The sequence below is a fragment of the Corynebacterium sp. UMB0012 genome (genome assembly GCF_030216265.1).
In the GTDB taxonomy this organism is placed as follows: Bacteria; Actinomycetota; Actinomycetes; order Mycobacteriales; family Mycobacteriaceae; genus Corynebacterium.
The window spans coordinates 13,274-38,999 of the sequence record NZ_JASOKQ010000017.1; the positions used below are offsets into that span (position 1 = coordinate 13,274).

Consider the following 25,726-nt stretch of genomic DNA (forward strand, 5'->3'; position numbering starts at 1 on the left):
TTGACCAAACCCTTCTTTCCTGTTGACGGGGTGTTTTATCTGGGTAAAATAGAACATGTAAACGAATTGGAAGGGAGGGATCATGCAGACCACCAAGCACGCGGAGATAGACTCCGCCGTCGCACAGGTTGCCACTGGGCTCACCCAGCTGCGCAGCCTCATGCAGGATCCTTCCGATCTGTCCTTCGAGCTTCTTCATCCTCATTTCGAGCACTTGGAGCGGGCGCTAGGAAATAAGTCCACTATCGACGCCGCCTTCGCTTTCATCGCGGAGCGGGATGACGCCGGCCGCCGCGTTGGTTCCTCCAAGGCCAAGGACTACCTGACCACGCGCCTAGGCCTTACCGATGCCGAGGCCGCCGCCCGCCTCCGCAATGGACGCAACCTCTTCGCACCCATCCCCGATCCGGAGCCGACTCCCCCTGCGGACCCCGATGCTGACGATGCCGCACGCGCCCGAGCCGAGGAGGAATCCCGCCGCCGCGCTGACCGCGAGCGCCGCGAGGAGGAGAAGCGCCGCAAGAAGCTCTTTGAGGAAGAGCCTATCCCCGAGCGCATCCTCAACCTCATCGAAAACGAGTTGCGCAGCCTCAGCAAGTACGCCATCCCTGGCCCGAGCGAACTGCGCAATCAAGCTCTCGAGCAGGCCAAGCGTCGTTCCTTCGACTCTCTGCGAGAGTGGCTGCGCAAGGCCATCCGCAAGGCGAATAAGCACGCACTCAACCCAGCCGGCGAGCCCGATCCGCACGCCGCTACCCGCAAGCGCCGCTTTAGCATCTCCCGCCAAGATGCAGACGGCGGCGTGCACATCTCCGGCTATCTCGATGCCTCCGCAGCCGCCATCCTCGCCAGCGCCTTCGCGCCCGCAAAGAATAAGGGCAGCGCGGATCTCAGTCCCGAGGACGATACCCGCACCTATGCCCAACGCATGGCGGACCAACTAACCGCCGCCCTGTCGAGCTACCTTTCCGCCACCCAAAAGAACTCCGACGGCCTCGGCTCCTTCTTCGTCGCCACCACATTGGAAGAACTGGAGGCAATGGGCGGAGATACCCGCTTCGCCACCAGCACCGGCATCGAGCTCACCCCGCTCGACCTCCTCCGCCTCGGCGGCGCGCGGCACGATTTCTTCTGCGCTGTGGACGACAAGGGCTTCCCCCTCGAGCTTGGCCGCACCAAGCGCACCGCTTCCCTCTGGCAAAAGCTCGCCCTCGCAGCCTCCGAGCTCGTCTGCACGCACCCAGAGTGTAACCGCCCCTGGCAGGACTGCGACGTTCACCATCTCCAAGCCTGGTCTCACGGTGGCGCCACCGACCTCAAGAACCTCACTCTGTTGTGCCGCCGGCACCACGTGGACAATAACGATTACCGCGATGGCCGCAATGGAATGGGACACGCCGAACGGGATCCCGACACGGGCCGGGTAGGATACCGAGCCGCCCACACCAACGGCCTATCGCCCACCGTGGAGGTCAACGACCACCCCGCCGCGGAACAAGCCCCGGCCCGCAGGCTCACCGATCCGTCTTCGCCACCGCCGTCACCCCCGGGCGCGGCCTGACCGGGGCCCGCAGCCTGCCACAGCCGCGCGCCCGACTGCCCTACACTGGATAACCATGCAAACGATGCTCGTCACTGGCGGCGCCGGTTTTATCGGCGCCAATTTCGTGCGCCTTATATGCCAGGCGCGTCCCGATACCCGCGTTACGGTGCTGGACAAGCTCACCTACGCCGGAAACCGCGCCAACCTCGCCGGCCTCGATATTGACCTCGTGGAGGGCGATATCGCCGATCCCGCCACCGTAGAACCGCTCGTCGCCGCTGCCGATGTAGTGGTTCATTTTGCCGCCGAGTCCCATAACGATAATTCTTTGCGCGACCCCTCGCCCTTCATCCACACGAACCTCGTAGGCACCTTCACCCTTCTGGAAGCCTGCCGCAAGCACGATACCCGCTTCCACCATGTCTCCACTGACGAGGTTTTCGGCGACCTCGAGATAGGAGCAGCGACCAAATTTAGCGAGCACACCGCCTACGCTCCCTCCAGCCCGTATTCGGCAACCAAGGCGGGGTCTGACCACCTCGTGCGGGCATGGGTGCGTTCCTTCGGACTGCGCGCCACCATCTCAAACTGCTCCAATAATTACGGGCCTTACCAGCACATCGAGAAGTTCATTCCCCGCCAGATCACCAATATCCTCTCCGGACGCACGCCCAAGCTCTATGGCACGGGTGAGCAGGTGCGCGATTGGATCCACGTCGATGACCACAACGAAGCGGTGCTCGCCATCCTCGAGCGGGGCCGCATCGGCGAGACCTACAATATCGGCGCGGACCAGGAAGATATTAATAATAAGCAGGTCATTGAGCTGATCTGCGAAATCATGGGCCACACCCGCAATGGGCGCGCGCTCTATGAGCACGTGGCGGACCGCCCCGGCCATGACCAACGTTATGCGATGGACGCCGCCAAGCTGCGTCGCGAGCTGGGATGGACCCCGCGGTTCACGGATATCCGCGCCGGTCTCGAAGACACCATCGCGTGGTACCGCGATAACGAAGGCTGGTGGAAGCCCGAGAAAGAAAACGTGGAAGCCCGCTACAAGCAGCAAGGACAGTAGATATGCGTATTACCGAAACCGCCATCCCGGGGCTGCTCATCATCGACCTCGACGTGCACGGCGATAACCGCGGCTGGTTCAAGGAGAATTGGCAACGCGAAAAATTCACCGGACTCGCGCCCGAGCTCGCGAGCTTCCAGCCGGTGCAGAACAATATCTCTTTCAACCACGCCGGTGCTACGCGCGGCCTGCACGCCGAGCCGTGGGACAAGCTCGTCTCGGTGGCGCAGGGCAAGATCTTCGGTGCATGGTGCGACTTGCGCGAGGGGTCGGAAAGCTTTGGCGAGGTCGTCACCCACGAGGTGGGTCCGGAGACTGCGGTGTTTGTCCCGCGGGGCGTCGCCAATGGCTTTCAGGCGCTGGAGGAAACCTCCTACTGCTACCTGGTGAATGAGCACTGGTCGGCCGAGGCGCGCTATTCCGCGGTGAACCTCAACATCGTGGACTGGCCGCTGGAGCCCACCGAGATTTCAGAGAAAGACAAGCAGCACCCCGCTCTCACAGATGTGAGCCCAATGCCCGCCCGGCGCATCCTCGTCACGGGTGCGAATGGACAGTTGGGGCGGGCGCTTAAACGCCTGCTTGCCGACGCCGAGTTTTGCACCCACGCCGACTTCGACATCACCGCCCCACCAGAACGGAATTGGAAGCAGTACTCCGCCATCATCAATTGCGCGGCGTATAACGACGTCAACGGTGCCGAAAACGACCGCGCCGCTGCCTGGGCCGTCAATGCGGAAGCGCCCGCACGTCTGGCGCGCATCGCCGCGGAGAACCAACTCACGCTGGTGCATGTGTCGAGCGACTATATCTTCGACGGCACCAACGAGATCCACACTGAGGAGGAACTGCCGTCGCCGCTGAGTGCGTATGGGGCGTCGAAAGCCGCAGGCGATACCGCCGCGCAGACCGCGCCGCAGCACTACGTCATCCGTACCTCGTGGGTCTTTGGCGATGGCGAGAATTTCATGTCCACCATGCGCGGGCTGGCCGCAAAGGGAGTGGAACCGAAGGTCATCCACGACCAGCGCGGGCGACCCACGTTTGCCGAGGACCTGGCCAAAGGCATCGTGCACCTGCTCAACTCCGGTGCGGACTACGGCGTGTATAACCTCTCCAACTCAGGCGATACCGTGGGCCGCGATGAGATTGCCATGGCCGTGTTCATCGGTCTCGGCCACGACCCGGCCGAGGTCACTCCGGTAAGCACCGAGCAGTACCGCGAGATCGCGGGCCCCGAGGCGCCGCGCCCCAAGGAGTCGACGCTTGCGCTAGATAAAATCGAGGCTACCGGCTTCAAGCCGCAGAATTGGCGCGCGGCCCTGGCCCTGTACTTGGCGCTGTACCCGGAGGATTAAATGAAAGGCATCATCCTGGCCGGCGGTTCCGGCACGCGGCTCTACCCGATTACCAAGGGCATCTCGAAGCAGCTCATGCCCATTTATGACAAGCCGATGATTTATTACCCGCTAACCACGCTCATTCAGGCGGGTATTCGGGAAATCCTCATCATTACCACCCCGGAGGATGCGGGGGCCTTCCAGCGCCTCTTTGGCGATGGATCGCAGCTCGGACTCATGATCGATTACGCGGTCCAACCGCGGCCGGAGGGGCTCGCGCAGGCCTTTTTGATTGGCGAGGAGTTTATTGGAGACGACAGCGTCGCGCTGGTACTCGGCGATAATATCTTCCACGGCTTCGGCGGCGAGCTCGCCCACTGCCAAGATCCGGAGGGCGGCATCATCTTCGCCTACGAGGTCTCGGATCCGCAGCGCTATGGTGTCGTGGAATTCGACGCCGCCGGCCATGCGCTGAGCATCGAGGAAAAGCCGGAAGTGCCGCGGTCGAACCACGCGGTGGTGGGCTTGTACTTTTATGACAACTCCGTGGTGGAGATAGCCAAGGGCATCGAGCCCAGCGGCCGCGGCGAACTGGAAATCACGGCCGTGAACGAAGAGTACCTGCGCCGCGGCGAGCTCAATGTCCAGCGCCTGCACCGCGGGAGCGTGTGGCTCGATACGGGAACGGTGGACTCGATGAGCGAGGCCTCCGCCTACGTCGAGGTGATGCAAAAACGCACCGGCATCGTTATCGGATCGCCCGAGGTCGCCGCATACGAGGCGGGCTTCATCGACCGCGCCCAGCTAGAAAAACTCGCCGAGCCGTTACTCAAGTCCGGCTACGGCGAGTACCTGCGGGCGTACTAGAGGCTAGTAGCCGCGCTCGATGTATTCGTCGATGCGCGCGGCCTCCGCGCCCACCGTCGTAGCGTCGCCATGCCCTGGCAGGACCTTGGTGTCCTCGGGCAGGGTGAAGACGACGTTCTTCAGCGACTCGATGATCACATCGAAGTCGGAGTACTTGCGGCCGGTGGCACCAGGGCCACCGTTGAAGAGCGTATCGCCCGACAGCAGCGTCTCGCCCACGTGCAGCACCACGCAGCCCGGGGAGTGGCCCGGGGTGTGGTAGACCGTAATCTTCTCGCCGCCAATATCGAATTGGCCGCGGTCCGCCAATGGCGTGTACGGAGCATCACCATTGGACTCCTGCCACAGCATGTCATCGTCCGGGTGCAGGTAGACCTCGGTATCGAAGCGCTTGGCGGCCTCGGGGGCGAGCTCGCAGTGGTCATTGTGCGCGTGGGTGAGCAAGATGCCTTCCACGCGACGGTCGCCAACGAGCTCTGCTACCGCATCGAGATCGTGGGAGGGGTCCACCACGTACACGCTGGAGTCATCGCCCACGACGTAGACGTTATTGTCCACGTCCCACTCGCCGCCATCGAGGCGGAACTTGCCAGAAGTAACCGTGCTATCGATACGCATTAGAACTCCACCACCGAACGTAGAACCTTGCCGGACTTCATGGTGGTAAAGGCCTGCTCGACGTCGTCAAGCGCAATGCGCTCGGAGACGAACTTATCCAGCGGGAAGTTGCCGGCCTTAGACAGCGCCACATAAGCGGGGAAATCACGCTCTGGGAGGCAATCGCCGTACCACGCGGGCTTAATGGAACCGCCGCGGCCGTAGAGGTCGATGGCCGGGATATCCACGTGGTCGGTGAGGTTCGGCACGCCCACCATGACCATGCGGCCGGCGTGGTCGCGGGAGTAGAAGGCCTGGCGCCAGGTGGGCTGAATGCCCACGGCGTCGATAGAGACGTCGGTGCCGAAGCCGCCGGTGAGCTCGCGGACGGCGTCAATAACCTCCTGCTCCGACAGATCCTTGGAGCAGATGGTGTCGGTCGCGCCGAACTCGCGGGCGGTCTCCAGCTTGGACTCGTCGATGTCCACAGCAATGATCTTGGCCGCGCTCGCCAGCTTGGCGCCCGCAATGGCAGCCATACCCACGCCGCCGCAGCCGAAGACGGCAACGGACTCGCCGAGCTGGATATCGCCGGTGTTCACGGCTGCGCCGAGGCCCGCCATGATGCCGCAGCCCAGTAGGCCGGCGGCGGCTGGGTCGGTGTCTTCCACCTTGGTGCACTGGCCCTCGTGGACCAGGGTCTTCTCAGCGAAGGAACCGATGCCCAGCGCAGGGGTGAGCTCGGTGCCATCCTCGAGGGTCATCTTCTTGGAGGCGTTGTGGGTATTGAAGCAGTACTTTGGCTCGCCCTTCTTGCAGGCGCGGCACTCGCCGCACACGGCGCGCCAGTTCAAAATGACGAAGTCGCCTTCCTCCACGTGGGTAACCGCAGAACCTACGGTCTCTACCACGCCAGCGGCCTCGTGGCCGAGCAGGAAGGGGAAGGCGTCTTCAATATCGCCATCACGGTAGGCAAGGTCGGTGTGGCACACACCGCAGGCCTGGACGCGCACGATGACGTCGTTAGGGCCGGGATCAGGAACGACAATGTTGACGGTTTCGACTTCCGCGCCCTTGGAACGGGCAATAACAGCTTTTACAGTCATGCGCCCGAGCGTACCAGTATTTTCAAAACCGGCGCATTATTGAAAACTCTTTTTAGGAGCGGGCAATGACGTTGGCCGTATGCTCGTGGCCGCGCTGGTTCATATGGATGGGAAGGTTGCCGTCACCACCAGTAAAGTCCACCAGACCAGCCCACATGCGCTGGTTTGCATCGGCACACATGCCGTTATTGCGAGTAGAGGGCTTCAGGTCTAGGAACTGCACGCCGGTGCGCGCCGCCAGATCTACCTGCATCCACTGCGCCTTATTCTCAAAGTCCTGAATGCCCGGCAGGAAGGTGGAATCGGCCGGGCGCGGACCGAAGTGGAATAGGCAGTAGTACGGGCCGGAACCGATGGTGGGGTATCCCACGATCTGCACGCGGGCGTTCGGGGCTGCGCGCTTAATGCGCTCGATCTGCGGGGCGGTGCGGTCCGCGAACTGCTTGCGAATCTGCGGCAGGTTCATATCGCGGTGGTTGTAGGTGTCATTAAAGCCGGTGGTGATGACCACGCGGTTAGTGGCCGGGCTCAGCGCGCCGGTACGGATGGCCGCATCCACCTGCTGGGAAACCTGCGGGCCGGGGGACATGGACACGGCACCGGAGCAGGAGAAGTCCCGCACCGGAAGGCGCAGCTTGGCGCCGGCGCGCTTGGCGTAGTTATTGGAGGTCGGGCAATCTACGCCCACACCTTTAGAGGGATCGTAGCGGTGGGCGAAGTAGGCGCCGGCATCTGGATCCGCCAAGACGGAATCGCCGAAGGCTACTAGGTTGCGCTCCGCGGCGGTGGCCTGCGGCGCGGCCACCGCACCCAGCACGGTCAGCGCGGAAGCCACCACGGAGAGTACTTTCAGCTGCAGAGATTTCATGAGATCCTTTTCTAGAAACACCAGTAACTTCAGGTAACTGTAGTCACTTCTGTAACATATTTCGAGTTGGCGGCAACACCGCCCGCCTCTCTCACGATATCGTCCATGGTTATCTTTTCGTTATCTTCGCTAATTTGGAGCTTTCCCGATCGTGAATTTTTCTGATTTCACATTCCACGCTGCAGCCCTCGGCCGGTTCGTGCCGGCGCTTCTTAACGCCGGACTTGTCAGCCACCAAGGCGGCGCGAAGGCCCAGCTCAATCTGCTGCCGAACCTGGCCCGCTACCGCTTCACCACCGCGCGCGAGATAGAACAGTGCTACCTCGCCTGCCCGGAGCGCTTGGCGCTTATCGACGACGACGGCACCCTCACCTACCGCCAGCTGCGCACCCACACGCAGGGCTTCGCCCGCTATCTCCGCTCGCTGGACCTGCCCGAGATTCGCCTCGGCGTCATGGCGCGCAACGGCCGCGGCATCATCATTCCACTCGGCGCCAAGGGCTATGTGGGCGCTTCTATTTACCTGCTCAACGTGGGTTCTTCCCCGGAACAGCTGGCCGGCTGCATCGAGGAAAATGGCATCAACGTGCTCGTGGTGGATGATGAGTTCATCGACCGCGTGGACACCGATATCCCGGTCATTATCGCGCACGATACGGGCGCAAGCGATCTGCCGAAGCTGGACAAGATTGTGAAGAACCCACCGGCCGTGGAGCTGCCGCGCTTCCCCAAGCACGGCCCAATCGTGCTCATGTCCTCCGGCACCACCGGCATTCCGAAGGGCATTGTGCGGCCGGAACCGACCCTGCCCGTGGTGCTGGCCTCCATCGTGGATACGATTCCGTGGCGCGCCGACCAGCGCCTGCAGCTCACCGCCTCCATTTTTCATACCTGGGGCTGGGCCTGCATCAATATTGCCCTTGGCCTGCGCAATACCATCGTCACCCGCCGGGTATTCGATGCGGAGCAGGTGCTTGACGATGTCCAGCGCTACCGCCTCGATGGCATGATTTCCTCCCCCATCTTCTTTAAGCGCTTGGTGGAGCGGGACCCGGCCGGCGAGTTCGATACCTCGAGCCTGAAATTCATTGCCTCGGCCGGCAATGCGCTGACCCCGGAGGTGGTCAAGGAGACCAATGAGCGCTTCGGCGCCATCCTGTGCAACGTGTACGGATCCACCGAACTCGCGCTGGCGACGACCGCCACCATGGATCAGGTGGCCGCCAACCCCACCATCGCCGGGCGCGTGGCCTCCGGCACGAAGCTGCGCATCCTCGATAAGGAGGGCCACCCGGTTCCGCGCGGTGAGGTGGGAGAGATCTACCTGACCAACTCCACCGCAATGACCGGCTATACCAACCCGAACCTGCGGCTCAATAAGGTGGACGGGCTCATTTCCATCGGCGATTTGGGCTACATCGACGAGCACGACTTCCTGCACGTGGTCGGCCGCGCCGATGACATGATCATCGTCGGCGGCGAAAACGTCCACCCGCAGTCCGTCACCGAGGTCCTCGAGGCCATGCCCGGCATCCACGAGGTCCACGCCGGCGGCGTAAAGGATAGCGAGACTTTCCAGCGCATCGCCGTGTGGGCGGTGCCTACTGCCGACGCCGCTGGAAAGGCCCTCACCGCCGACTCCATCCGCGACTGGGTCCGCACCAAGCTTGCCGATCACTCCGTTCCGCGCGACGTGCACTTCCTGGCCAAGCTCCCGCGCAACGCTACCGGCAAGGTGGTCCCGCGCCTGCTGACTAACCACGGCGAGGCTTAACGCGCCGCCCACCCCCGAAACCGCGAAAGGCCGCAGGCTATACACCTGCGGCCACTGTGGAGCCGCCTGCGAGAATCGAACTCGCGACCTTTTCATTACGAGTGAAATGCTCTACCGACTGAGCTAAGGCGGCGCGCTGCTCGGCATGCGCCAGTGCAGCAAAAGAGAGTTTAACCTAGGGGCGCCGCGGAATAGAAATCGGGCCCCGCCTACAGGCACGCACGGCGCAGGCGGCCCACCAACCCGTCGAAGGCAATCTGCGTGCCGACGTTTTGGGTCAGCTGCTCGCGGCACAGCGTGATGGCCGCCTGGCAGTCCAGCAAGCCTTCCTCGCTCACGCGCTGCGCGATCTCACCAGAAAGTCCAGCAAAATCCGGGTGGGTGAGATCCACCTGCGCGCCCACCTTCTGCATGAGTGCATCGCGGTAGACGCCGGAGAGATCAACAAGCACCAGGTCCAGGTTGTCGATCACGCGTCGCTTCGCCCGCTTTTTGTGCTGGTCCTGCAGTTCCTTGATGGCGGAGCGGGCGTCGCGCTGCGCCTTGGCCGCGCCCTTGCCCTTCGCACCGACGCCGAGGGTCTGTTCCAACTTCGCCAGCTCGGCCTCTTCTTGTTCCTTGTGCGAGTCCTTCGCCTCCGCGTCCACCATCTTCAGCAGCGAGGTCACCGCTTGGAAGCCCTGAGAGCCGTGGAAGACCTCTTCTGCCAGGTTGATGGCCACCGCGCGGCGCTTTTGCACGGCCGGATCGTTGACTAGGCGCCGCGCCCTGCCGACGTGGCGGAGGGAGGTAAGGGCGGCCAAGTGGGCGTCATGATCCGAAGCGCCCTCGCTGACCAACTGGGCGGTAATGCTCTTCACCGACGGGGAGGGGATGTAGAGGTGACGGCAGCGTGAGCGGAGGGTTTGGGAGAAGTCCTCGGGGGCGTCGGAAGGAGCGCACATGATAATTACGGTGCGCGCCGGCGGCTCCTCCACCGTCTTGAGCAGGGCATTCGCACCGTTATTGTTGAGGCGGTCGGCATTATTGAAGATCACCACGCGCCATGGCGCCACCGTGGGCAGGCTCGCCGCGCGGCCGATGACCTCGCGCACCGTATCCACGGGAATGATGACCTCCTGTGGATCCACGAGGACCAGATCGGTGTGCTGTTTGGTCTCCAGCACCGCACGGCAGGCCTCGCACCGGCCGCAGCCCGGTTCCTCCGGATCCGTACACATGAGCGCGGCCGCAAAATCGATGGCGGCCAGGGAACGGCCGGAGCCCGGCGGCCCGGTAAATAGCCAGGAATGGCTCATCGCCCGCGGGTCTGCCCCCGGCATCCCCCGAGCTGCCCGGGCGGCGCCCAGGATAGTGCGGGCCACACCTGGGGTATCTGCCAATCTTTGCGCAACGCTTCCGGTATTCACTCGCCCTAGCCTACTGGTCTTACTAAAGTATGAAGGCATGAACAGACTACTGCGCGGCGCTCGATGGCTCATGGGTACCCAATGGCCGGTCTACGCCGCCTTAGTCCTTGGCGCGAACCTTATCGGTGCCATCGCGATTATGACCTTTGTCCTCTATTTCTTGCCGATGCCGGAGATTAAGGATTTTGCCGCCGAGCTGCCCAGCCTGATGGGCGTCGCCGCGGTGTACCTCATCTTTGCCGTGGTCATCGGCATCGCCGTCACCCTGCTGCTTTTCCGCCCGGTGCTGGACTGGCAGCGCAACCCGGACGAGCACGATCCGAATATGGTGCGCAACTTGGTCATGCGCATCCCCGTCTACCAATCCGTGGTGGCGGCCGCGGTGTGGCTCATCGGCATCATCCTGGCCGTGGTGATTTCCGGCCGGGAATCCGGCCGCCTCGGGCTCGTCGTGGGCGTGTCCGCCACCCTGGCCGGCCTCGTAGTGGTCATCTTGACCTACCTGCAGGCAGAACGCCTCGTGCGCCCGGTGGCCGCCCAGGCGGTGGCGCGCCGCTTCGAGGATGCCACCCTGGAGCCGCCCATCAAGTACCGCCTCATTTCGGCCTGGCTGATGACCTCCGGCGTGCCGCTGGTCGGCATCTTGCTGGTGCTCATCGCGCAGCGCACCGGGCTCTTCTCCGGCACCGCCGGAGACCTGGTTCCCGCCATCACTGCCCTGGCACTTACCGCCCTGGCCACCGGGTTTATCGGTACTAGCTTCGCGGTGATGAGCGTGGTGGACCCGATTGTGGAGCTGCAGGACGCCATTAACCGGGTGCGCCGCGGCGAGAACAATGCCGAGGTCGATATCTATGACGGGTCCGAGCTGGGCGTACTGCAGGCCGGTTTCAACGAGATGATGCGTGGCCTGCGCGAGCGCCAGCGCGTGCGCGATATCTTCGGCCGCTACGTCGGCGCCGAGGTGGCGCAGCGCGCCCTAGAGGAGCGCCCCGAGTTGGGCGGCGAGGACCGCAAGGTCGCGGTTCTTTTCATTGACGTCATCGGTTCTACTACCTTCGCCGTCAACCACTCCCCCGAGGAGGTAGTGGAGGAGCTCAATAAGTTCTTCGAGCACGTCGTCAAGGTGGTGCACCGCAACAAGGGCATCATTAACAAGTTCCAAGGCGATGCCGCGCTGGCTGTCTTTGGCGCGCCGCTCAATGTTTATGATTCCACCTCCATGGCTCTGCAGGCCGCTCGCGAGCTGCGCGGCGAGTTGCGCGGGCTGGAGCTGCAAGCGGGCATCGGTGTGGCGGCGGGGCACGTCGTCGCCGGGCACATCGGCGGCGCGGATCGCTTCGAATACACCGTCATCGGTGACGCTGTAAACGAGGCCGCGCGCCTGACCGAGCTGGCCAAGGACACCCCGGGCCAGGTGCTTACCAACGCCGCCACGCTCAAGACCGCCAATGAGGCCGAGCAGGCCCGCTGGACTATGATGAAATCCATTGAGCTGCGCGGGCGTCACCGCATGACCCAGCTGGCTCGCCCTATCCGCGCTACCCTGGCAGAACGTTCCGAGGTATAACGAGGTTTTTCAGTGAGCTCAGCTCCACGGCCCCGCATGATCGTGCCCGATGTGGCGCGCGGCATGGCCCTCCTAGGCATCGCCATGGCCAATATGACCACGGCATGGATCATCACCACCGACCGGCCGGGCAGCTATTTCGGCGGCATCATCGATGGCAGCGCGTGGGATAAGGCGGCCGTCGTCTTTGGCGCCTTCTTTGTCCACAACCGCGGACTGCCCATGTTCTCTACCCTGCTCGGCTTTGGCGTGGGACTCATTGCGATGAGTCTGTGGCGGCGCGGGTTTCCGGTGCGGGCGGCACGCGGGGTCATCGCCAAGCGCTATGCCTTCTTGGCCGCGATGGGCGCAGTGCACTTGGTGCTGCTGTTTTGGGGCGACATTATGTTCTTCTATGGCGTGGCCGGAATTATCATCGCCTTCCTGCTGCGCAAGCGGGATTCTACCCTCATGCTCGTTGCTTATATTTTGTTCGCACTGTGCGCACTGGGCGGGGTGGTAGCCTTCATTTCCGGTGCTGCGGATCCCAGCGGCGTGGTGGCCACGGAGGGCATTGGCACCATCGAGTCCTACCCCGATCTGCTGCTCAGCCAGCTTATTACTTTAGGCAGCCAGGCCTTGGCCACGCCGATCATTTTGCTGATGTACCTGCCCGTGATGCTGGTGGGCTTTGTATGGGCGCGCCAGGGCGTGCTTGCCGACGTCCCCTCTCACCGCCCCACCCTCCTACGCTGGGTCGCCATTGCAGCGGCCATCACCGTGGTTATCGGCACCTTGTGGTCTTTGAGCACGCTCGGGGTCATCGAGCAGCGCTGGGCCAATGCGGCCAATAATGCCAACGCTTTCATCGGCGTCTTTACCGGGCCTGGCATCCTGGCCGGGCTCGCGCTGCTGCTGCAGCCGGTGCAGGAGCGGCTTTCGGCCGGCGCGCCACTGCCCGCAGTGCTGTGGCCCTTTGCGGCGCTGGGCAAGCGCTCCATGAGCGGCTACGTAGGGCAGTCCATTCTCTTTTTCTTCCTCGTGCACCCATTCACGCTGAACTTCGGCCACGAACTGGGCGCCTTTGGCCAAGCCGCGCTGGCCTTCGCGGTGTGGCTGGCCACGCTTATCGGGGCCTGCGTGCTGGAAGTCTTCGACCGCCGCGGACCTTTTGAGGCCGTGCACCGCCGCCTGTCCTACGGCCCGACGATGCAGCCGCAGTTACCGGGTGCGGCGCAGGCCATCAAGGAGCAGCAGGTGGCCGACAACTAGGGCGCCCGCCTCGGCCGCGCCCACTAGGCGCGCCTCCTGCTTCCGCTTACCGCGATATCGCTGCGCGAGCCCCGCGCGCAGGGCCGTCAGCCCCTCGGCCACAACGAGCAGGTTGGCGCCGTGGCTCATGCCCTTGCCAGCATCGGTGCGCAGCGCTGGGTCTCCCGCCAAAGCCGAGGTCGTGAGCACCGCCGCGCCGCCCACCGCGACTGCGGCGGCCGTCGGTTGTGTGCGAGTGGCGGCAACGCCCGCGCCCCATGCGGCCGCGCGCAGGCCCCAGCCCAGGGCATCATTGCGCGCGCCGCGGCGATAGAGGCTCCACGCATAGGCGGCATGGTTCGCCGTTACGGCCGCCACGCCGAGCGCCGAAGGCCGAGTCAGGGTGCGGGCCTTTTCCACTTGGGCGATGGCCCCGGCTACAACTCCGGCAACAACGGCGGGTTCTTCGCTGACCGAGGCAATTAGCTGCGGCCGTGCACTGATATCGGACACGGCGCGGCACAGGGCCGCGGCGCCTTCTTGGGTGCGGGCAAGAAAATCGTTCATACCCGCCACCTTACGCGGTTACTTTTTGCGCGAGCCGGCCTTCACCACGTTTTTCGTGCCGGGCGAAGGCTTCTTAGTTGCCTTCTTGCCAGCCTTCTTCGTGGACTTTTTGGCGGCCTTCTTGGTCGCCTTCTTCTTCGTCGTCTTCTTAGAGGACTTCTTGGTGGACTTCTTCTTGGTCTCGCCGGAAGCTTCCTTGGCGCGGCGCTCGGAAAGGAGTTCGTTCGCGCGGGCGTCGGTAAGCTGCTCCGGGTCATCGCCGCGGCGCAGGGAGGCATTGGTGGTGCCATCGGTGACATACGGACCGAAGCGGCCGTCCTTGACGGTCATGGGCTTGCCGGAGACGTCGTTATCGCCCAGCTGCTTAATCGGTGGCTGGGCCGCAGCGCGGCCGCGACGCTTCGGCTCGGCGTAGATGCGGCGGGCCTCGTCCAAGGTGACGGTGAAGATCTGCTCTTCCTTGGCCAAGGAACGCGAGTCATTTCCCTTCTTCAGATATGGGCCATAGCGGCCGTTCTGCGCGGTGATCATCACGCCGTCGTCCTCGCCCACCTCGCGCGGCAGGGAAAGCAGCTTAAGTGCCTCTTCGAGGGTGACCGTAGAAGGCTCCATCGAGCTAAACAGCGAGGCCGTACCCGGCTTGAGTTTGTTTTCGATGTACTCTTTGACGCGCTTTTCCTTCTGCTTTGCGGCCGTCTTGGTTTCCCAATTCTTGGCGCGCTTGCCTTCCTCGGCGCGCTGCTTGTCTTCCTCGGCACGCTCCTTGGCGACGACCTCCTCGGCCTCACCCTCGGCCTTCTCCCGCTCATCCTCGCGGACGACCTCGGTAACGTACGGTCCGAAGCGGCCCTCCTTGGCCACAATCATGCGGCCGTTTTCCGGGTTCTCGCCCAGCTCGCGGCCGCCCTGCGGAGTGGCGAAGAGCTTTTCCGCCAGCTCCTCATTCAGGCCATCCGGGGTGACGGTTTCGGACAGGTTAGCGCGCTGATACTCGATGCTTCCGTCATCGTTGGTACCAACGGCGCGCTCGATATACGGGCCGTAGCGGCCCACGCGGACGAAGACGTCGCGGCCCTCGGTGTCGGTATAAAGCAGTAGCGAGTTGACCTTGCGGGCGTCTATGGCTTCCAGGTTGACGTCGATAAGCGACTTCAAGCCGCCGTGACGGGCGATGGAGGCCGCCTTCTGCTCGTTGGCCTCGGCGTTGCCAAAGTAGAAGCCGTTTAGCCAGGCGGTGCCGTCCTCGATGCCGGTGGCAATCTGGTCTAGCTCGTCTTCCATGGAAGAGGTGAAGTCATAGTCCACCAGCTCGGTGAAGTTTTCCTCCAACAGGCCCACGACGGCGAAGGCAACCCAGGAGGGCACCAACGCATTGCCGCGCGAGACCACATAGCCGCGGTCCTGGATGGTCTTGATGATGGACGCGTAGGTGGACGGGCGACCGATGCCCAGGTCCTCCATCTTCTTGACCAGGCTGGCTTCGGTATAGCGCGCCGGCGGGTTGGTGGAATGGCCCTCGGCGGAAACCTCCTTGGCGGTCAGGGCACGGCCCTCCTCCAAATGCGGCAGGCGGGTCTCGCCCTTCTTATCACCCTTGGCGTCGTCCGCGCCGTAGGCCTTCAAGAAGCCGGGGAAGGTAATGGTGCGGCCGGTGGCGGAAAATTCCACGTCGTAGCTGCCCTTATCGGTGGCGGCGGTGCCGGCTACGGTGACCTTCATGGAGGTTCCCTTGGCATCGGCCATCTGGGAGGCGACGGTACGCTTCCAAATCAGGTCATAAAGCTTAAACTCCTCCGCATCCAATTGGCCGGAGAGCTGGCCCGGGGTGGCGAAGGACTCGCCGGCCGGGCGGATAGCCTCGTGAGCCTCCTGGGAGTTTTTCACCTTGCGGTCATACACGCGCGGGGAATCAGAGACGTACTCTGCACCATAGATGCTGGTAGCGGAATTGCGCGCAGCGGACAGGCCCTGCTTGGACAGCGAGGTGGAGTCCGTACGCATATAAGTAATGTGGCCGTTTTCGTACAGGCGCTGCGCAATGCGCATGGTGCGCTCAGAGGTAAAGTGCAGGCGGCGGCCAGCCTCCTGCTGCAGCGTCGAGGTCATAAACGGCGCATAGGGCTTGCGCGTATAGGGCTTGTGTTCCACCCCGGCGACCTGCATATCCGCGCCGCGCAGCGCGGTTTCTAGCGCCTTGGCCTGCGGCTCGGTGATGACGATGACGTCTTTGCTCTTGACGTTTCCGCGGTCATCAAAGTCGCGGCCCAAGGCCACGCGCTTGCTATTGACGGCCGTGAGGCGGGCGTCGAAAGTAGCGGGGTTGTCCGCGTCCGCAGCGCCGGTATCTAGCGTGGCGGCTAGGTCCCAGTAGTCGGCCGGGATGAACGCCATGCGCTCGCGCTCGCGCTCGACGATGACGCGGGTGGCCACCGACTGCACGCGGCCGGCAGAAAGCCGCGGCATGACCTTCTTCCACAGCACCGGGGAGACCTCATAGCCGTAGAGTCGGTCGAGGATGCGGCGGGTTTCCTGGGCGTCGATAAGGTTGTAATCCAGATCGCGGGTATTATCCGCGGCCTCCAGGATCGCGGACTTGGTGATCTCGTTAAAAACCATGCGGCGCACCGGCACCTTAGGCTTGAGGACCTCCAGCAGGTGCCAGGCGATGGCCTCGCCCTCGCGGTCGGGGTCTGTTGCGAGGTAGAGCTGATCGCACTGCTTCAGCTTGGACTTGAGGTCCGCGACCTTTTTCTTCTTATCGGGGCTCACCACATACAGCGGGGCGAAGTCATCCTCCGGGTTCACGCCGAGGCGCGCCCAAGATTCCTTCTTATACTTAGCCGGCACGTCCGCAGCGCCGCGGGGAAGATCGCGGATATGGCCCACGGAGGCCTCCACGATGTAGTTATCTCCGAGGTAAGGCTGAATCTTCTTCGCCTTCGTCGCCGACTCGACGATCACCAAGGTCTTTCCCGGCCCGGCTGCTTCTGCCACTTCGACTTCATCCCTTTCGATGATGCGAACAATAAGGTATGCACGCTTTCAGCAATCGCCCCTAGCGTACACAGTTGATCTGCATTTCCTTTCTCGCACCATATACGCGGTACTGCCAAAAGGCCGTTTTCAGGGGCACTATGTACCCCCACGGAACGGGTCTATACTGGCCTACTTAGAACGCCCAGTAGCTGTGAAAGCATTGTGGGGCACAATAGCACACCCAAGACGACGCCCGGGGAGGATTCATGGTTGACACCATCACTATGTGGATCGAAACCGTCATGTCCACAGAGTGGATCTACCCGCTGGTCGGCGTGCTGATCTTCGGTGACTGCTTCTTCCCCGTGCTGCCTTCTGAAATCCCGCTCAATATGGCCGGCGCCTGGTCCGGCTCCCAGGGCTTTCCACACCTGCCCACCATGTTTTTTGTAGCGCTCATTGCCGCCATGATGGGCGATAATCTCTGTTTCCTGCTGGGCACGCGCTTCATGCCCCTGCTCCAGCGCGTGCCTAAAGGTTCTAAGGCCTACGAGGGACTCAACTGGGTCAAGCGCAATATGCGCCGCGGCGGCGGTGCGGCCATTATTATTGCCCGCTTCATTCCTTCAGCGCGCCTGTTTATGACCATCCTGCTGGGGTCCATGCGCTTCCCGTGGCTCGTCTTTGTTTTCTTCGACACCATTGGTGTTGCGCTCTGGGCGGCCCAGGCACTCGCCATTGGCTACTTGGGCGGCATGGCCTTTTCCAATTCGCCGGTGCTGGCGGTGGTGGTCAGCATCATCGCCGCCGTGGTCATCGGCGTGGGCCTGCAGAAACTGCAGAATAAGTTCACCGAGTGGTGGGATACCCGCCGCGGCTACGCCGAAACGCCTTAACAGGAAGGCCAAAGCGGGAAGGCCTGAGCGAGGGAGCCGGCCGCCTAAACTACGGACACGGACTGGGCCTGCTCACCCTTCGGGCCGGAGCCTACCTCGAACGTGACCTGCTGGTTTTCTTCTAGGGTGCGAAAGCCGCTGCCCTGGATCTCGGAGTAGTGGACGAAGATATCGCCTTCGCCGTCCGCACGCTCGATGAAGCCGTAGCCCTTTTCAGAGTTAAACCACTTAACGGTTCCTTGTGCCATGGTGTGCAGTCCTTTTCTTGATTGGCGGTGCGGCGATTCCGCGCCGAGGGGTTCGGTAAATGCGTCCTTTAGCAGTACCTTAAAGTGTAAACACCGCACCAAGACATCATTGGCCTCATATAAGTGTGACACGTTCCACGCCAAAGCGATAGGCCTAACTCATGAGGGGGTAGAAATTGGCTCACCCGGAAACGGATAATCCCCTGGGAGAAGAGCTCCTCGAGTTCATCCAGCGCCGCCTCGATGAGTCCACTCTCACATTTCAGACCACCCTGCCGCCGCAGCGCGCGCAGTATGCCGAGTGGCCCGAGTGGGTGCTGCCGGAATTGAAGGAAAAGCTGGTCGATGGGGGCGTCGGCAAGCTGTACAGCCACCAAGCCGAGCTGGCGCAGGCGGCCTGGGCCGGCGAGGATGCGGTGATTTCTACCGGTACGTCCTCGGGTAAGTCCCTGGGCTACCAGTTGCCCATTCTGAGCCGGCTAGCGCAAAAGCCGACCGCCTGCGCGCTGTATCTCACCCCGACCAAGGCGCTGGGCTCGGACCAGCTGCAGGCGGTGCTCGAGCTGTGCCGGGGCATTCCGGCGCTCAAGGGCGTGGTGCCCTCGCCTTATGACGGCGATACGCCGCAGGAATCCCGCGCGGGCGTGCGCGATCATTCGCGGTTCATTTTCTCCAACCCAGATATGGTGCATATGTCGCTGCTGGCGGCGCACGCGCGATGGGCGCGGCTGCTGCGGCACCTGGAGTTCATCGTCATTGATGAATGCCATTCCTACCGAGGCGTTTTTGGCGCGAACGTGGCGCTGGTGCTGCGGCGCCTGCTGCGCCTGTGCGCGCACTATGGCTCGCGGCCGACGGTAATTTATGCCTCGGCCACCATGAAGGACCCAGGCCGGCACGCGCAGCGCCTTACCGGCCGACCTGCCCGCGCGATTACGGAGGACACCGCCCCCACCGGCGCGCGCACCGTGGCGCTATGGGAGCCGGGCTTTATCGAGGGCGCCGAGGGCGAGCACGGGGCGCCGGTGCGCCGCGCCGCCACCACCGAGGCGGCCGAGATGATGGCCTCCTTCATCGCCGAGGGCGCGCGCACCATGACCTTTGTGCGTTCGCGCCGCTCGGCCGAGGTGGTGGCCATGCGCGCGGCCGAGGTGCTCTCCGGTAGCCTCGGCCGGCCCGATTTTGCCCAGCGCATCGCCGCCTACCGCGCCGGTTACCTGGCCGAGGACCGCCGCAAGTTGGAGCGCGCGCTTGACGACGCCTCCTTGCTCGGCGTCGCCACCACCTCCGCCCTCGAGCTGGGTATCGACGTCGGTGGGCTCGATGCCGTGGTCACGGCCGGTTTCCCGGGTACCGTCGCGAGCTTTTGGCAGCAGGCCGGGCGTGCGGGCCGCCGCGGGCAGGGCTCGCTCGTGGTGCTCATCGCCCGCGATGAGCCGATGGATACCTACTTAGTCCACCACCCCGAGGCCCTGCTGGGCCGGCCGGTGGAGGCCAGCGTCTTCAATCCGGCCAATCCGTATATCCTCTTCGGCCACGTCTATTGCGCCGCAGTGGAAAAGCCGCTGGATGATGCCACGATTGCCGCCTGGGGCGCGCAAGATGTGGTTCACCAGCTGGCCGAGTCTGGCCTGCTGCGCCGCCGCGAGCGCGGCTGGTTCGCCGTGCCCATCCCCGCCCATGCGCCGGAAGAGCTCTCGCCCGAAACGGCACATACCGCGGTTTCGCTGCGCGGCGGGGCGGGCGAGGAAGTCATGATCGTAGATTCCTCCGACGGCCGCCTGCTCGGCACCATCGACGCCGCCCGCGCCACCAGCCAAGTCCACCCCGGCGCGGTGTACCTGCACCAAGGCGAAAGCTTTGTCATCGAGGAGCTCATCTTAAACGATTACCTGGCGCTGGCCCGGCCCGAGGCCCCGGACTATTCCACTACTCCGCGCTCCACCACGGATATCCGCATCCTGCGCGAGGCCGATAACCTGGTCAATTACTCCCCAGGACTGTGGGTGGCGGACGTGGAAGTGGAGGTCACCGACCGCGTCACCGGCTACCAGGTGCGGCTTGCCGACGGCACCATTGGCGACGATATCCCCCTCGATCTCCCCGAACAGCGCCTGGTCACCCGGGCGGTGGCCTACACCATCGATCCGATGGCGCTTTCCGCGATGGGAGTTACCGCCTCCGATACGCCCGGCACCTTGCACGCGGCCGAGCACGCCGCGATCGGCCTGCTACCACTTATCGCCACCTGCGACCGCTGGGACATTGGCGGCGTGTCCACCGCGCTGCACCCCGATACGCAGCTGCCCACCGTCTTTGTCTACGACGGCCACCCCGGCGGCGCCGGTTTCGCTGAGGAAGGCTTTCGCCGCTTCCCCGAATGGATCGAGGCCACCTTCGAGGCGGTGCGCTCTTGTCCGTGCGAAGCCGGTTGCCCGTCGTGCGTGCAATCGCCCAAGTGCGGTAACGGAAATAACCCGCTGAGCAAGGACGGCGCCATCAAGCTACTGGGTGCGCTGGTCACCATGACGCAGAGCTAGCCGCAACTTAAGCGGTTCTGCCTTTTTCTTCATTTACTCGCTGCGCCCGCGCGTGTTCATAGTCCGCACTGCGCTGCAATAGCTCCTCACGCCGATGAGGAAACCGCTCCAATATTATGCGCTGAATTTCCGCCGCTGCACGTGCGCGAGTGCGCCGCACTTCCGGATTCGGCTCATAAAAAGGCGAGCCTTGCGGATGCCTCATCTCGCATCGCCTCTTTCTTCTTTCGGGGCAGATTTGTCGAGCTCACCCTCTTTAAACTCTTGGGCAAAATCCCACAGTGTGTTGATAAAAGGGGAATCTCCTTCAACGTCCGATAATAATCCCAGAATAGTGGGGAGAAAATACCATCCAGTAATTCTTTCGGCGCTTTCCGCCGAGTCAGTCTTATCGATACACCACTGCACAATTCCCCACCATCTATCTTGTTCCCGCCTATGGTCCGATTTGATTTCTTCGCGTACCTTTCGGCGGTATTCCCGCCAAGCGATGAAGCCTGCTACGGCTGCCACTGCGGTGGGGATAAGGCGCACTACTGCTTCCTGCCAGGTCATACCGGCCCGGCCTTCGCTTGAGTGGACCGACCACGGACCGCAGCGGTAACGATGACGTCGCGGCCGGATTCGGTGCAGGTTCCTAAGGTGGCGTCGTTGAGCGCGGCGGTATCGCGCGCGGCGGCACAAGCATCTTCACCCGTAGCGAGGGCCCAGGCACCGGCAACCGCCGCGAGGTCGGCCGCCACTTGGGCCTCGTGGCGCGCGGCCACCCGCGAGCCCACTGCCACCACGATAAGCAGCAGGCTCACGATGGCGACGATGATGCCGGCCGCGGCAATGGTGGCATAGCCTTCCTCGCCGCAGCGCTTCGGCCTACTCATTTCCGCCCACCTCGGCTGGAAATACCGCCTCGGAGCGCATGGTGCCGACGGGGGCATCGACGCTTACCGACGCCCTCACCAACCCACCGCTTTCTTCCACGCTGACCTGGGCATCCTCGCGCGGGGGATGGTATTCGACGCCGATGGCGTGCGAACGCGCGGCCGCGCCCGCCATATCCACCGCGGCGATATAAGATGCCAGCGTGGCAATGGCACCCACGATTCCCGCCGCGACCAAGACCAGGGAGCTTAAAGCCAAGGCGGCCTCGATGGTCACGGAGCCATCGTCATCAAATACCCTGTGCATCATTCCTCCTTTCTGCCGGCAGGATGGGCCCGCCGGCCGTGGTTAGAGAGCGGCGCTAGCTCGGGGTATTCGAGAGGGCGTCGGTAATGATGCCCTCGATGGCATCGACCACCCCGCCGCCGTTGATGACCATGTAGAGCACCCCGGCAAGCGCGGCGGCCGCCAGAGAACCCATGGCATATTCAATGGTGCTCATGCCCTCGTCATTGCGGATGAGCTGGGAATACTTCTGAAGTGCGTGCATGATTAGTGTCCTTTCATGTGAGGTTTAGAGAAGTTGTGTGCCCAAACTGATAACTACGGGCGCAAGTCCTAGAACGATGAATGCTGGCAGGAAGCACACCGCCAGCGGGAGGGCGATAAATACTCCTGCGCGCTCCGCCTGTGCTGTGGCGTGGGCGGATGCTTCCGCGCGCAAAGAAGTACAGATTCGGTGGCATCCGGCCGCGATGGTGGCGCCGGATTGGCCCGACATGATGACAAGCTGCGCTAAGTCCTCCAGCCCCGCATGGCCCTTCATGTGGCCCCACGCGGACTGCGCGGGAACGCCCACACCGAGTAGCGCAGCGACGGTCTCCCACAGTTCCTTGGTCTGGGCATCCGCGGTGCGGGTCACCGCGGTGGTAGCGCCGTGCACGGATAGCCCTGTGGCCAGGCATGCTGCGAAAAGTTCGACGTCGCCAGCTACTGCCAGCGGATCCAGCGGTGCTGCGGGCTTGAGCTTGCTTATCAGTCCCCCGCGCGCGGTCGGGCCATCGCGCGGGGTCTTGGCGGTGGTCTCGGTTGCGCTGGCAGGTGCCAAGCGGTCGGTGTGCGGCGGCAGGCCAATGAGGGCGGCGAGGGCGATAAAGATGAGCGGGGTCATGCGGCCGCCTTCCGGATAATGACGCGCGACCAGGCGAATCCGCAGCAGGCCAGCGCCACGCCCACCACGAGGAGAATGCCACCCAATCCGCCGCCTAAAAGGAAGCCGAGCGAGTTGGCGCCCATGGCCCCTCCCATGGCGATGCCAGCTATGGGCAGGCACGCGAGCACCGTGGCGGTGGCCTGGGGTCCTTGCAGGCTGGCGGAGGTGGATTGCTGGTGTCGTCGGGAAGCGTCGAGGCGGCTTTGCGCTTGGTCGAGCAAGCTGGCCACCGCAATGCCGTGGTAGGTGGACAGCTCTAATAGGTGGCCTAGGCGGTTAAGTTCCGGCAGGGCCTTGCCGCCCTGCGCATCTATCAACGCCATGTGCGGCGGCGCACCGCGCGCGGCGAGGATGGCCGTGGATTCTAGTGCTGCGGATACCTCGCGCGGGGTGGTGGCTGGAAGGGACTCGACGCCGCGGGCGAGCGCCCCAGCCAGGGTCGCCCCTGCGCGCAGGTCCGCGGTGACCACGCCCAGGTAAGCGGCCAGCCCCTCGCGGCCGCGCCGCTCCGCCCGCGCGGCCACCAGGTCTTTGACGTACCAGGACACGCACCACGCGATAATGGCGGCGGCGACAGCGATGCTAATGCGTCCCACCGAGTAGAGGACCAGGCTGCCGCAAAAGACTGCGCCTAAGATCACCACCGAGCTGGTCTGTACCCGGCGCGTGACCGAGGCCAGGCGGCCGGCACTCGAGGGCGCGGGTATAAGCAGCGCAGCGGCAAGGATGAGGTAGCTAAGCATGGCTGGCCTCCCCGGCATGCTCTCCCAGCAGCTGCGCGGAGAATTCCGCGAAGCCGTCTGCCGGACCAGCTTCGGCGCTCCAGATGATGCGCGGGGTCACTGGGTTTCCCTCGAGCACGCCGATATGGGCGAGGCGGCGGCCCTGTGGGGTGCGCTCCATGGTCAGCACCATGTGCACAGCCGCAGCCAATTGCGAGTGCAGCGCCGCACGGTCCAAGCCACCGAGGGCGGCGAGAGCCTCCATGCGGGCTGGTACTTCAAAGAGGGAATTGGCGTGCAGCGTGCCGGCGCCTCCGTCGTGGCCGGTGTTGAGCGCAGCGAGGAGATCCACCACCTCGCGGCCGCGGATCTCGCCCACCACGATGCGGTCCGGCCGCATGCGCAGCGCTTGGCGCAGCAGTTGTGACATCGTGACCTCGCCGCTTCCCTCCGCGTTAGCCCGGCGCGAGACCACGCTGACGCAGTGCGGGTGGTGTGGGGAGAGCTCGGCGGTGTCCTCGATAACGAGGATGCGTTCGCGCTCGGAGACGGTTCCCAAAAGCGCGGAAAGCAGGGTGGTTTTGCCGGAACCGGTGCCGCCGATGACTAGGAAGGAAATCCGCTTGTCCACCACGGCGCGCAGCAGTGCTGCGATGTCTTCAGGCAGCGTGCCATTGTCTACAAGCTGGGGCAGGGTGGTCTGCGCTTGGCGCAGTACGCGCAGGCTCAGGCAAGTCCCGGCAACCGCGGGCGGGCTCAGCAAGGCGTGGACGCGCAACACGACACCATCGGGGCGAGTAACGCGGCCATCGGCAAAAGGCTGTGCATCATCGAGGCGCGTGCCTGAAGCTGCCGCAAGCCGGCTGGCCAGCTGGCGGACCTCGGCATCATCGCGGAAGGTGATATCGGTGCGCTCAAGGCCTTCGCCGCGGTCCATGAATACCGCGTGTGGCCCGTTGACTACGACGTCTGTGACACCCTCGCGGCCAAGCACCGCATCGAGCGGTCCCAACCCGGTGGCGTCTTGGCGCAGGCGGCGCAGCAGGTCAAGCACCGCGACGTCACTAATCACGCCTGCTTCTGCGCGAATGCGCCGGGCCAGGGCTGCCGCATCATGCACCACGTCGGGCTCGGCGGCGATGATGCGCTGCATCTTTTCCAGCGTTTCTTGTGCTGCTTTATGCTCGCTCATACGCCGACCTCCTCGAGGACCGCGCGGGCGGCCTTGCGCAAGGGTGCGGGGAGGCGCTGCGGCAGGCCGCCGATTTCCACCGCGCGGGTGAGGCCCCGGAGCGTCGGCAATTCTGCCAGCACCGTGCTGTGGACGATGCGTTCTACTTCCGCTGCGCTTAACGACGCCCACTGGCGTTGCCGCAGCACCACCACGCATCTGCGCCGCGCAGCATCGAGACGCACCAGAAGTTGCGCGGCCGACGCGGCCGAGCGCACTTCCGCGGCCACCACGATGACCACGTGGGTACAGGCATCCGGGATGGTCTCCGGGGTGCAATCCACCACGCATAACCCTTCGCCTGCATGGGCCGCCCCTACCACTCGCGCAAGCAGGTCCTTGTCCAAGCGGAAGGGATCCGCGACGGTGCTGCGCGCGGCCGAGAGCACCGCTACTCCATCAGGCGTGGATGGCAGCGCGCGGTAGAGATCGGCGGCATCGATACTGCCATCGCCCACGGTAAGCTCCGGCCAGCGCGCCCCCGGTTCCGCTTCTATACCGAGCAGGAGGTCGAGGCCGCCGGAGTATGGGTGGGCGTCGATAAGCAGGGCGCGACCGTCAGCTGCGCATTGGGTGCGGGCCAACGCGGCCGCGAAGGTCGAAGCGCCCACCCCACCGCTCGCGCCCACCACGGCGATGGTCGCACTGCCCGGCCGCGCTTCCTGCGGCGCGCCCGCCGCGGCAATGCTCGCCAGCAACTCCTTCACCTGGGCGGGGATGATAAAGGCGCTCTCCGCATGGCAGGCGAGCGCCGCCTCGTAATCAATCGGTCCGGGGTCCGCGGCCAGGAAAAGCACCGGCGCAGGCGCGGTGTCGGTGCGCCGCGCTGCTGCCACCACGCGGGCCATGAGGGAATCAACCAGCACCGCATAGGCGCCAGGCAAGCTGCGCGGAATATCGCGGGGATCGGTTACAGTCAGCACATCGTGGCTGGTAGCAGCCGCGGCGTGAACGGCCTCGGCGCGCAGCGCTTCGTCACCAATGGCGACGACGATGACGGCGGAATCAGGGTGTAGTGCGTTCATGCCTCATAGCTTGAAGCATTCGCGCAACCGCAACGAGGCTCCGGCAG

24 protein-coding genes and 1 tRNA gene are annotated in these 25,726 nt (G+C 63.9%); 9 read left to right on the top strand and 16 right to left on the bottom strand.

The features are described 5' to 3' along the window. Positions 1 to 82 precede the first annotated feature (82 nt). The 4 genes from QP324_RS08690 (at position 83) to rfbA (ending at position 4,828) form a co-directional block, all read left to right on the top strand. Positions 83 to 1,561: an HNH endonuclease signature motif containing protein gene (locus tag QP324_RS08690; RefSeq protein ID WP_284815643.1), complete on the top strand. Its 1,479-nt coding sequence runs from the start codon at positions 83 to 85 to the stop codon at positions 1,559 to 1,561. A gap of 64 nt (positions 1,562 to 1,625) precedes the next feature. Next, a complete protein-coding gene (gene rfbB, locus QP324_RS08695) occupies positions 1,626 to 2,621 on the top strand; it encodes a dTDP-glucose 4,6-dehydratase (RefSeq protein WP_284815687.1) in 996 nt (331 codons plus the stop codon). Between the two features lie 2 nt (positions 2,622 to 2,623). After that, complete coding sequence (locus tag QP324_RS08700) at positions 2,624 to 3,979, top strand: bifunctional dTDP-4-dehydrorhamnose 3,5-epimerase family protein/NAD(P)-dependent oxidoreductase (protein ID WP_284815645.1); 1,356 nt, start codon at positions 2,624 to 2,626, stop codon at positions 3,977 to 3,979. Next, entirely contained in the window at positions 3,980 to 4,828 is an 849-nt protein-coding gene (gene rfbA / locus QP324_RS08705; RefSeq protein ID WP_284815646.1) for a glucose-1-phosphate thymidylyltransferase RfbA, read from the top strand. Between the two features lie 3 nt (positions 4,829 to 4,831). On the opposite strand, the gene QP324_RS08710 is transcribed toward rfbA, so the two are convergent. From QP324_RS08710 to QP324_RS08720, 3 genes are read right to left on the bottom strand one after another with little or no spacing between them, the layout of a single operon-like run. Then, on the bottom strand, positions 4,832 to 5,446 hold the full coding sequence (locus QP324_RS08710; RefSeq protein WP_005323087.1) for an MBL fold metallo-hydrolase: 615 nt from the start codon (positions 5,444 to 5,446) through the stop codon (positions 4,832 to 4,834). Next, entirely contained in the window at positions 5,446 to 6,531 is a 1,086-nt protein-coding gene (locus QP324_RS08715) for an S-(hydroxymethyl)mycothiol dehydrogenase (RefSeq protein WP_200435940.1), read from the bottom strand. Before QP324_RS08715 ends, QP324_RS08710 begins: the two co-directional genes overlap by 1 nt. A 52-nt stretch (positions 6,532 to 6,583) precedes the next feature. Next, entirely contained in the window at positions 6,584 to 7,399 is an 816-nt protein-coding gene (locus QP324_RS08720) for a GDSL-type esterase/lipase family protein (RefSeq protein WP_284815648.1), read from the bottom strand. 151 nt (positions 7,400 to 7,550) lie between these two features. On the opposite strand from QP324_RS08720, the gene QP324_RS08725 reads away from it, so the two are divergent. Then, positions 7,551 to 9,173 carry an AMP-binding protein gene (locus QP324_RS08725; RefSeq protein WP_284815650.1) on the top strand — a complete coding sequence of 541 codons (1,623 nt, stop codon included), beginning with the start codon at positions 7,551 to 7,553 and terminating at the stop codon, positions 9,171 to 9,173. A gap of 57 nt (positions 9,174 to 9,230) precedes the next feature. Here the strand turns inward: QP324_RS08725 and QP324_RS08730 are convergent. Beyond that, positions 9,231 to 9,306 (bottom strand) — tRNA-Thr (locus tag QP324_RS08730). Positions 9,307 to 9,382: 76 nt separating this feature from the next. After that, positions 9,383 to 10,621, bottom strand: coding sequence for a DNA polymerase III subunit delta' (locus tag QP324_RS08735; RefSeq protein ID WP_284815652.1), 1,239 nt, complete (start codon positions 10,619 to 10,621; stop codon positions 9,383 to 9,385). On the opposite strand from QP324_RS08735, the gene QP324_RS08740 reads away from it, so the two are divergent. After that, positions 10,620 to 12,152: an adenylate/guanylate cyclase domain-containing protein gene (locus QP324_RS08740; protein ID WP_284815654.1), complete on the top strand. Its 1,533-nt coding sequence runs from the start codon at positions 10,620 to 10,622 to the stop codon at positions 12,150 to 12,152. The two genes, QP324_RS08735 and QP324_RS08740, sit on opposite strands and share 2 nt — an antisense overlap. 36 nt (positions 12,153 to 12,188) lie before the next feature. Next, positions 12,189 to 13,403, top strand: coding sequence for a DUF418 domain-containing protein (locus tag QP324_RS08745; RefSeq protein ID WP_284815656.1), 1,215 nt, complete (start codon positions 12,189 to 12,191; stop codon positions 13,401 to 13,403). On the opposite strand, the gene QP324_RS08750 is transcribed toward QP324_RS08745, so the two are convergent. Both QP324_RS08750 and topA read right to left on the bottom strand, forming a co-directional pair. Next, positions 13,353 to 13,949 carry a hypothetical protein gene (locus tag QP324_RS08750; protein WP_284815658.1) on the bottom strand — a complete coding sequence of 199 codons (597 nt, stop codon included), beginning with the start codon at positions 13,947 to 13,949 and terminating at the stop codon, positions 13,353 to 13,355. The genes QP324_RS08745 and QP324_RS08750 overlap by 51 nt on opposite strands. An 18-nt stretch (positions 13,950 to 13,967) precedes the next feature. Continuing rightward, entirely contained in the window at positions 13,968 to 16,943 is a 2,976-nt protein-coding gene (topA, locus tag QP324_RS08755; protein ID WP_284815660.1) for a type I DNA topoisomerase, read from the bottom strand. 248 nt (positions 16,944 to 17,191) lie between these two features. Here topA and QP324_RS08760 point away from each other — a divergent pair, with 248 nt between their 5' ends. Further along, positions 17,192 to 17,821, top strand: a complete 630-nt coding sequence (locus QP324_RS08760) for a DedA family protein (protein WP_284815661.1) — start codon at positions 17,192 to 17,194, stop codon at positions 17,819 to 17,821. 44 nt (positions 17,822 to 17,865) lie between these two features. On the opposite strand, the gene QP324_RS08765 is transcribed toward QP324_RS08760, so the two are convergent. After that, the gene (locus QP324_RS08765) at positions 17,866 to 18,069 is read right to left on the bottom strand and encodes a cold-shock protein (protein WP_204610420.1); all 204 of its coding nucleotides are present in this window, start codon (positions 18,067 to 18,069) and stop codon (positions 17,866 to 17,868) included. Positions 18,070 to 18,245: 176 nt separating this feature from the next. Between QP324_RS08765 and QP324_RS08770 the strand changes: the two genes are divergently transcribed. Beyond that, complete coding sequence (locus tag QP324_RS08770) at positions 18,246 to 20,609, top strand: DEAD/DEAH box helicase (RefSeq protein WP_284815662.1); 2,364 nt, start codon at positions 18,246 to 18,248, stop codon at positions 20,607 to 20,609. Positions 20,610 to 20,810: 201 nt separating this feature from the next. On the opposite strand, the gene QP324_RS08775 is transcribed toward QP324_RS08770, so the two are convergent. From QP324_RS08775 to ssd, 8 genes are read right to left on the bottom strand one after another with little or no spacing between them, the layout of a single operon-like run. Continuing rightward, positions 20,811 to 21,164 carry a hypothetical protein gene (locus QP324_RS08775; protein ID WP_239278491.1) on the bottom strand — a complete coding sequence of 118 codons (354 nt, stop codon included), beginning with the start codon at positions 21,162 to 21,164 and terminating at the stop codon, positions 20,811 to 20,813. Further along, positions 21,161 to 21,487 (bottom strand): Rv3654c family TadE-like protein, encoded by a 327-nt coding sequence (locus tag QP324_RS08780; protein WP_284815664.1) that lies wholly within the window; start codon positions 21,485 to 21,487, stop codon positions 21,161 to 21,163. Before QP324_RS08780 ends, QP324_RS08775 begins: the two co-directional genes overlap by 4 nt. Continuing rightward, complete coding sequence (locus tag QP324_RS08785; RefSeq protein ID WP_005323101.1) at positions 21,480 to 21,794, bottom strand: hypothetical protein; 315 nt, start codon at positions 21,792 to 21,794, stop codon at positions 21,480 to 21,482. Before QP324_RS08785 ends, QP324_RS08780 begins: the two co-directional genes overlap by 8 nt. Before the next feature lie 55 nt (positions 21,795 to 21,849). After that, positions 21,850 to 22,038 (bottom strand): DUF4244 domain-containing protein, encoded by a 189-nt coding sequence (locus QP324_RS08790; RefSeq protein ID WP_198492408.1) that lies wholly within the window; start codon positions 22,036 to 22,038, stop codon positions 21,850 to 21,852. A 24-nt stretch (positions 22,039 to 22,062) separates the two neighbouring features. Beyond that, positions 22,063 to 22,659: a type II secretion system F family protein gene (locus tag QP324_RS08795; RefSeq protein WP_284815665.1), complete on the bottom strand. Its 597-nt coding sequence runs from the start codon at positions 22,657 to 22,659 to the stop codon at positions 22,063 to 22,065. Further along, complete coding sequence (locus tag QP324_RS08800) at positions 22,656 to 23,444, bottom strand: type II secretion protein F (protein WP_284815667.1); 789 nt, start codon at positions 23,442 to 23,444, stop codon at positions 22,656 to 22,658. The genes QP324_RS08795 and QP324_RS08800 overlap by 4 nt, the downstream gene beginning before the upstream one ends. Continuing rightward, the gene (locus tag QP324_RS08805) at positions 23,437 to 24,615 is read right to left on the bottom strand and encodes a TadA family conjugal transfer-associated ATPase (RefSeq protein WP_284815668.1); all 1,179 of its coding nucleotides are present in this window, start codon (positions 24,613 to 24,615) and stop codon (positions 23,437 to 23,439) included. Before QP324_RS08805 ends, QP324_RS08800 begins: the two co-directional genes overlap by 8 nt. Continuing rightward, the gene (gene ssd / locus QP324_RS08810; protein WP_284815670.1) at positions 24,612 to 25,679 is read right to left on the bottom strand and encodes a septum site-determining protein Ssd; all 1,068 of its coding nucleotides are present in this window, start codon (positions 25,677 to 25,679) and stop codon (positions 24,612 to 24,614) included. Before ssd ends, QP324_RS08805 begins: the two co-directional genes overlap by 4 nt. Between the last annotated feature and the right edge of the window lie 47 nt (positions 25,680 to 25,726).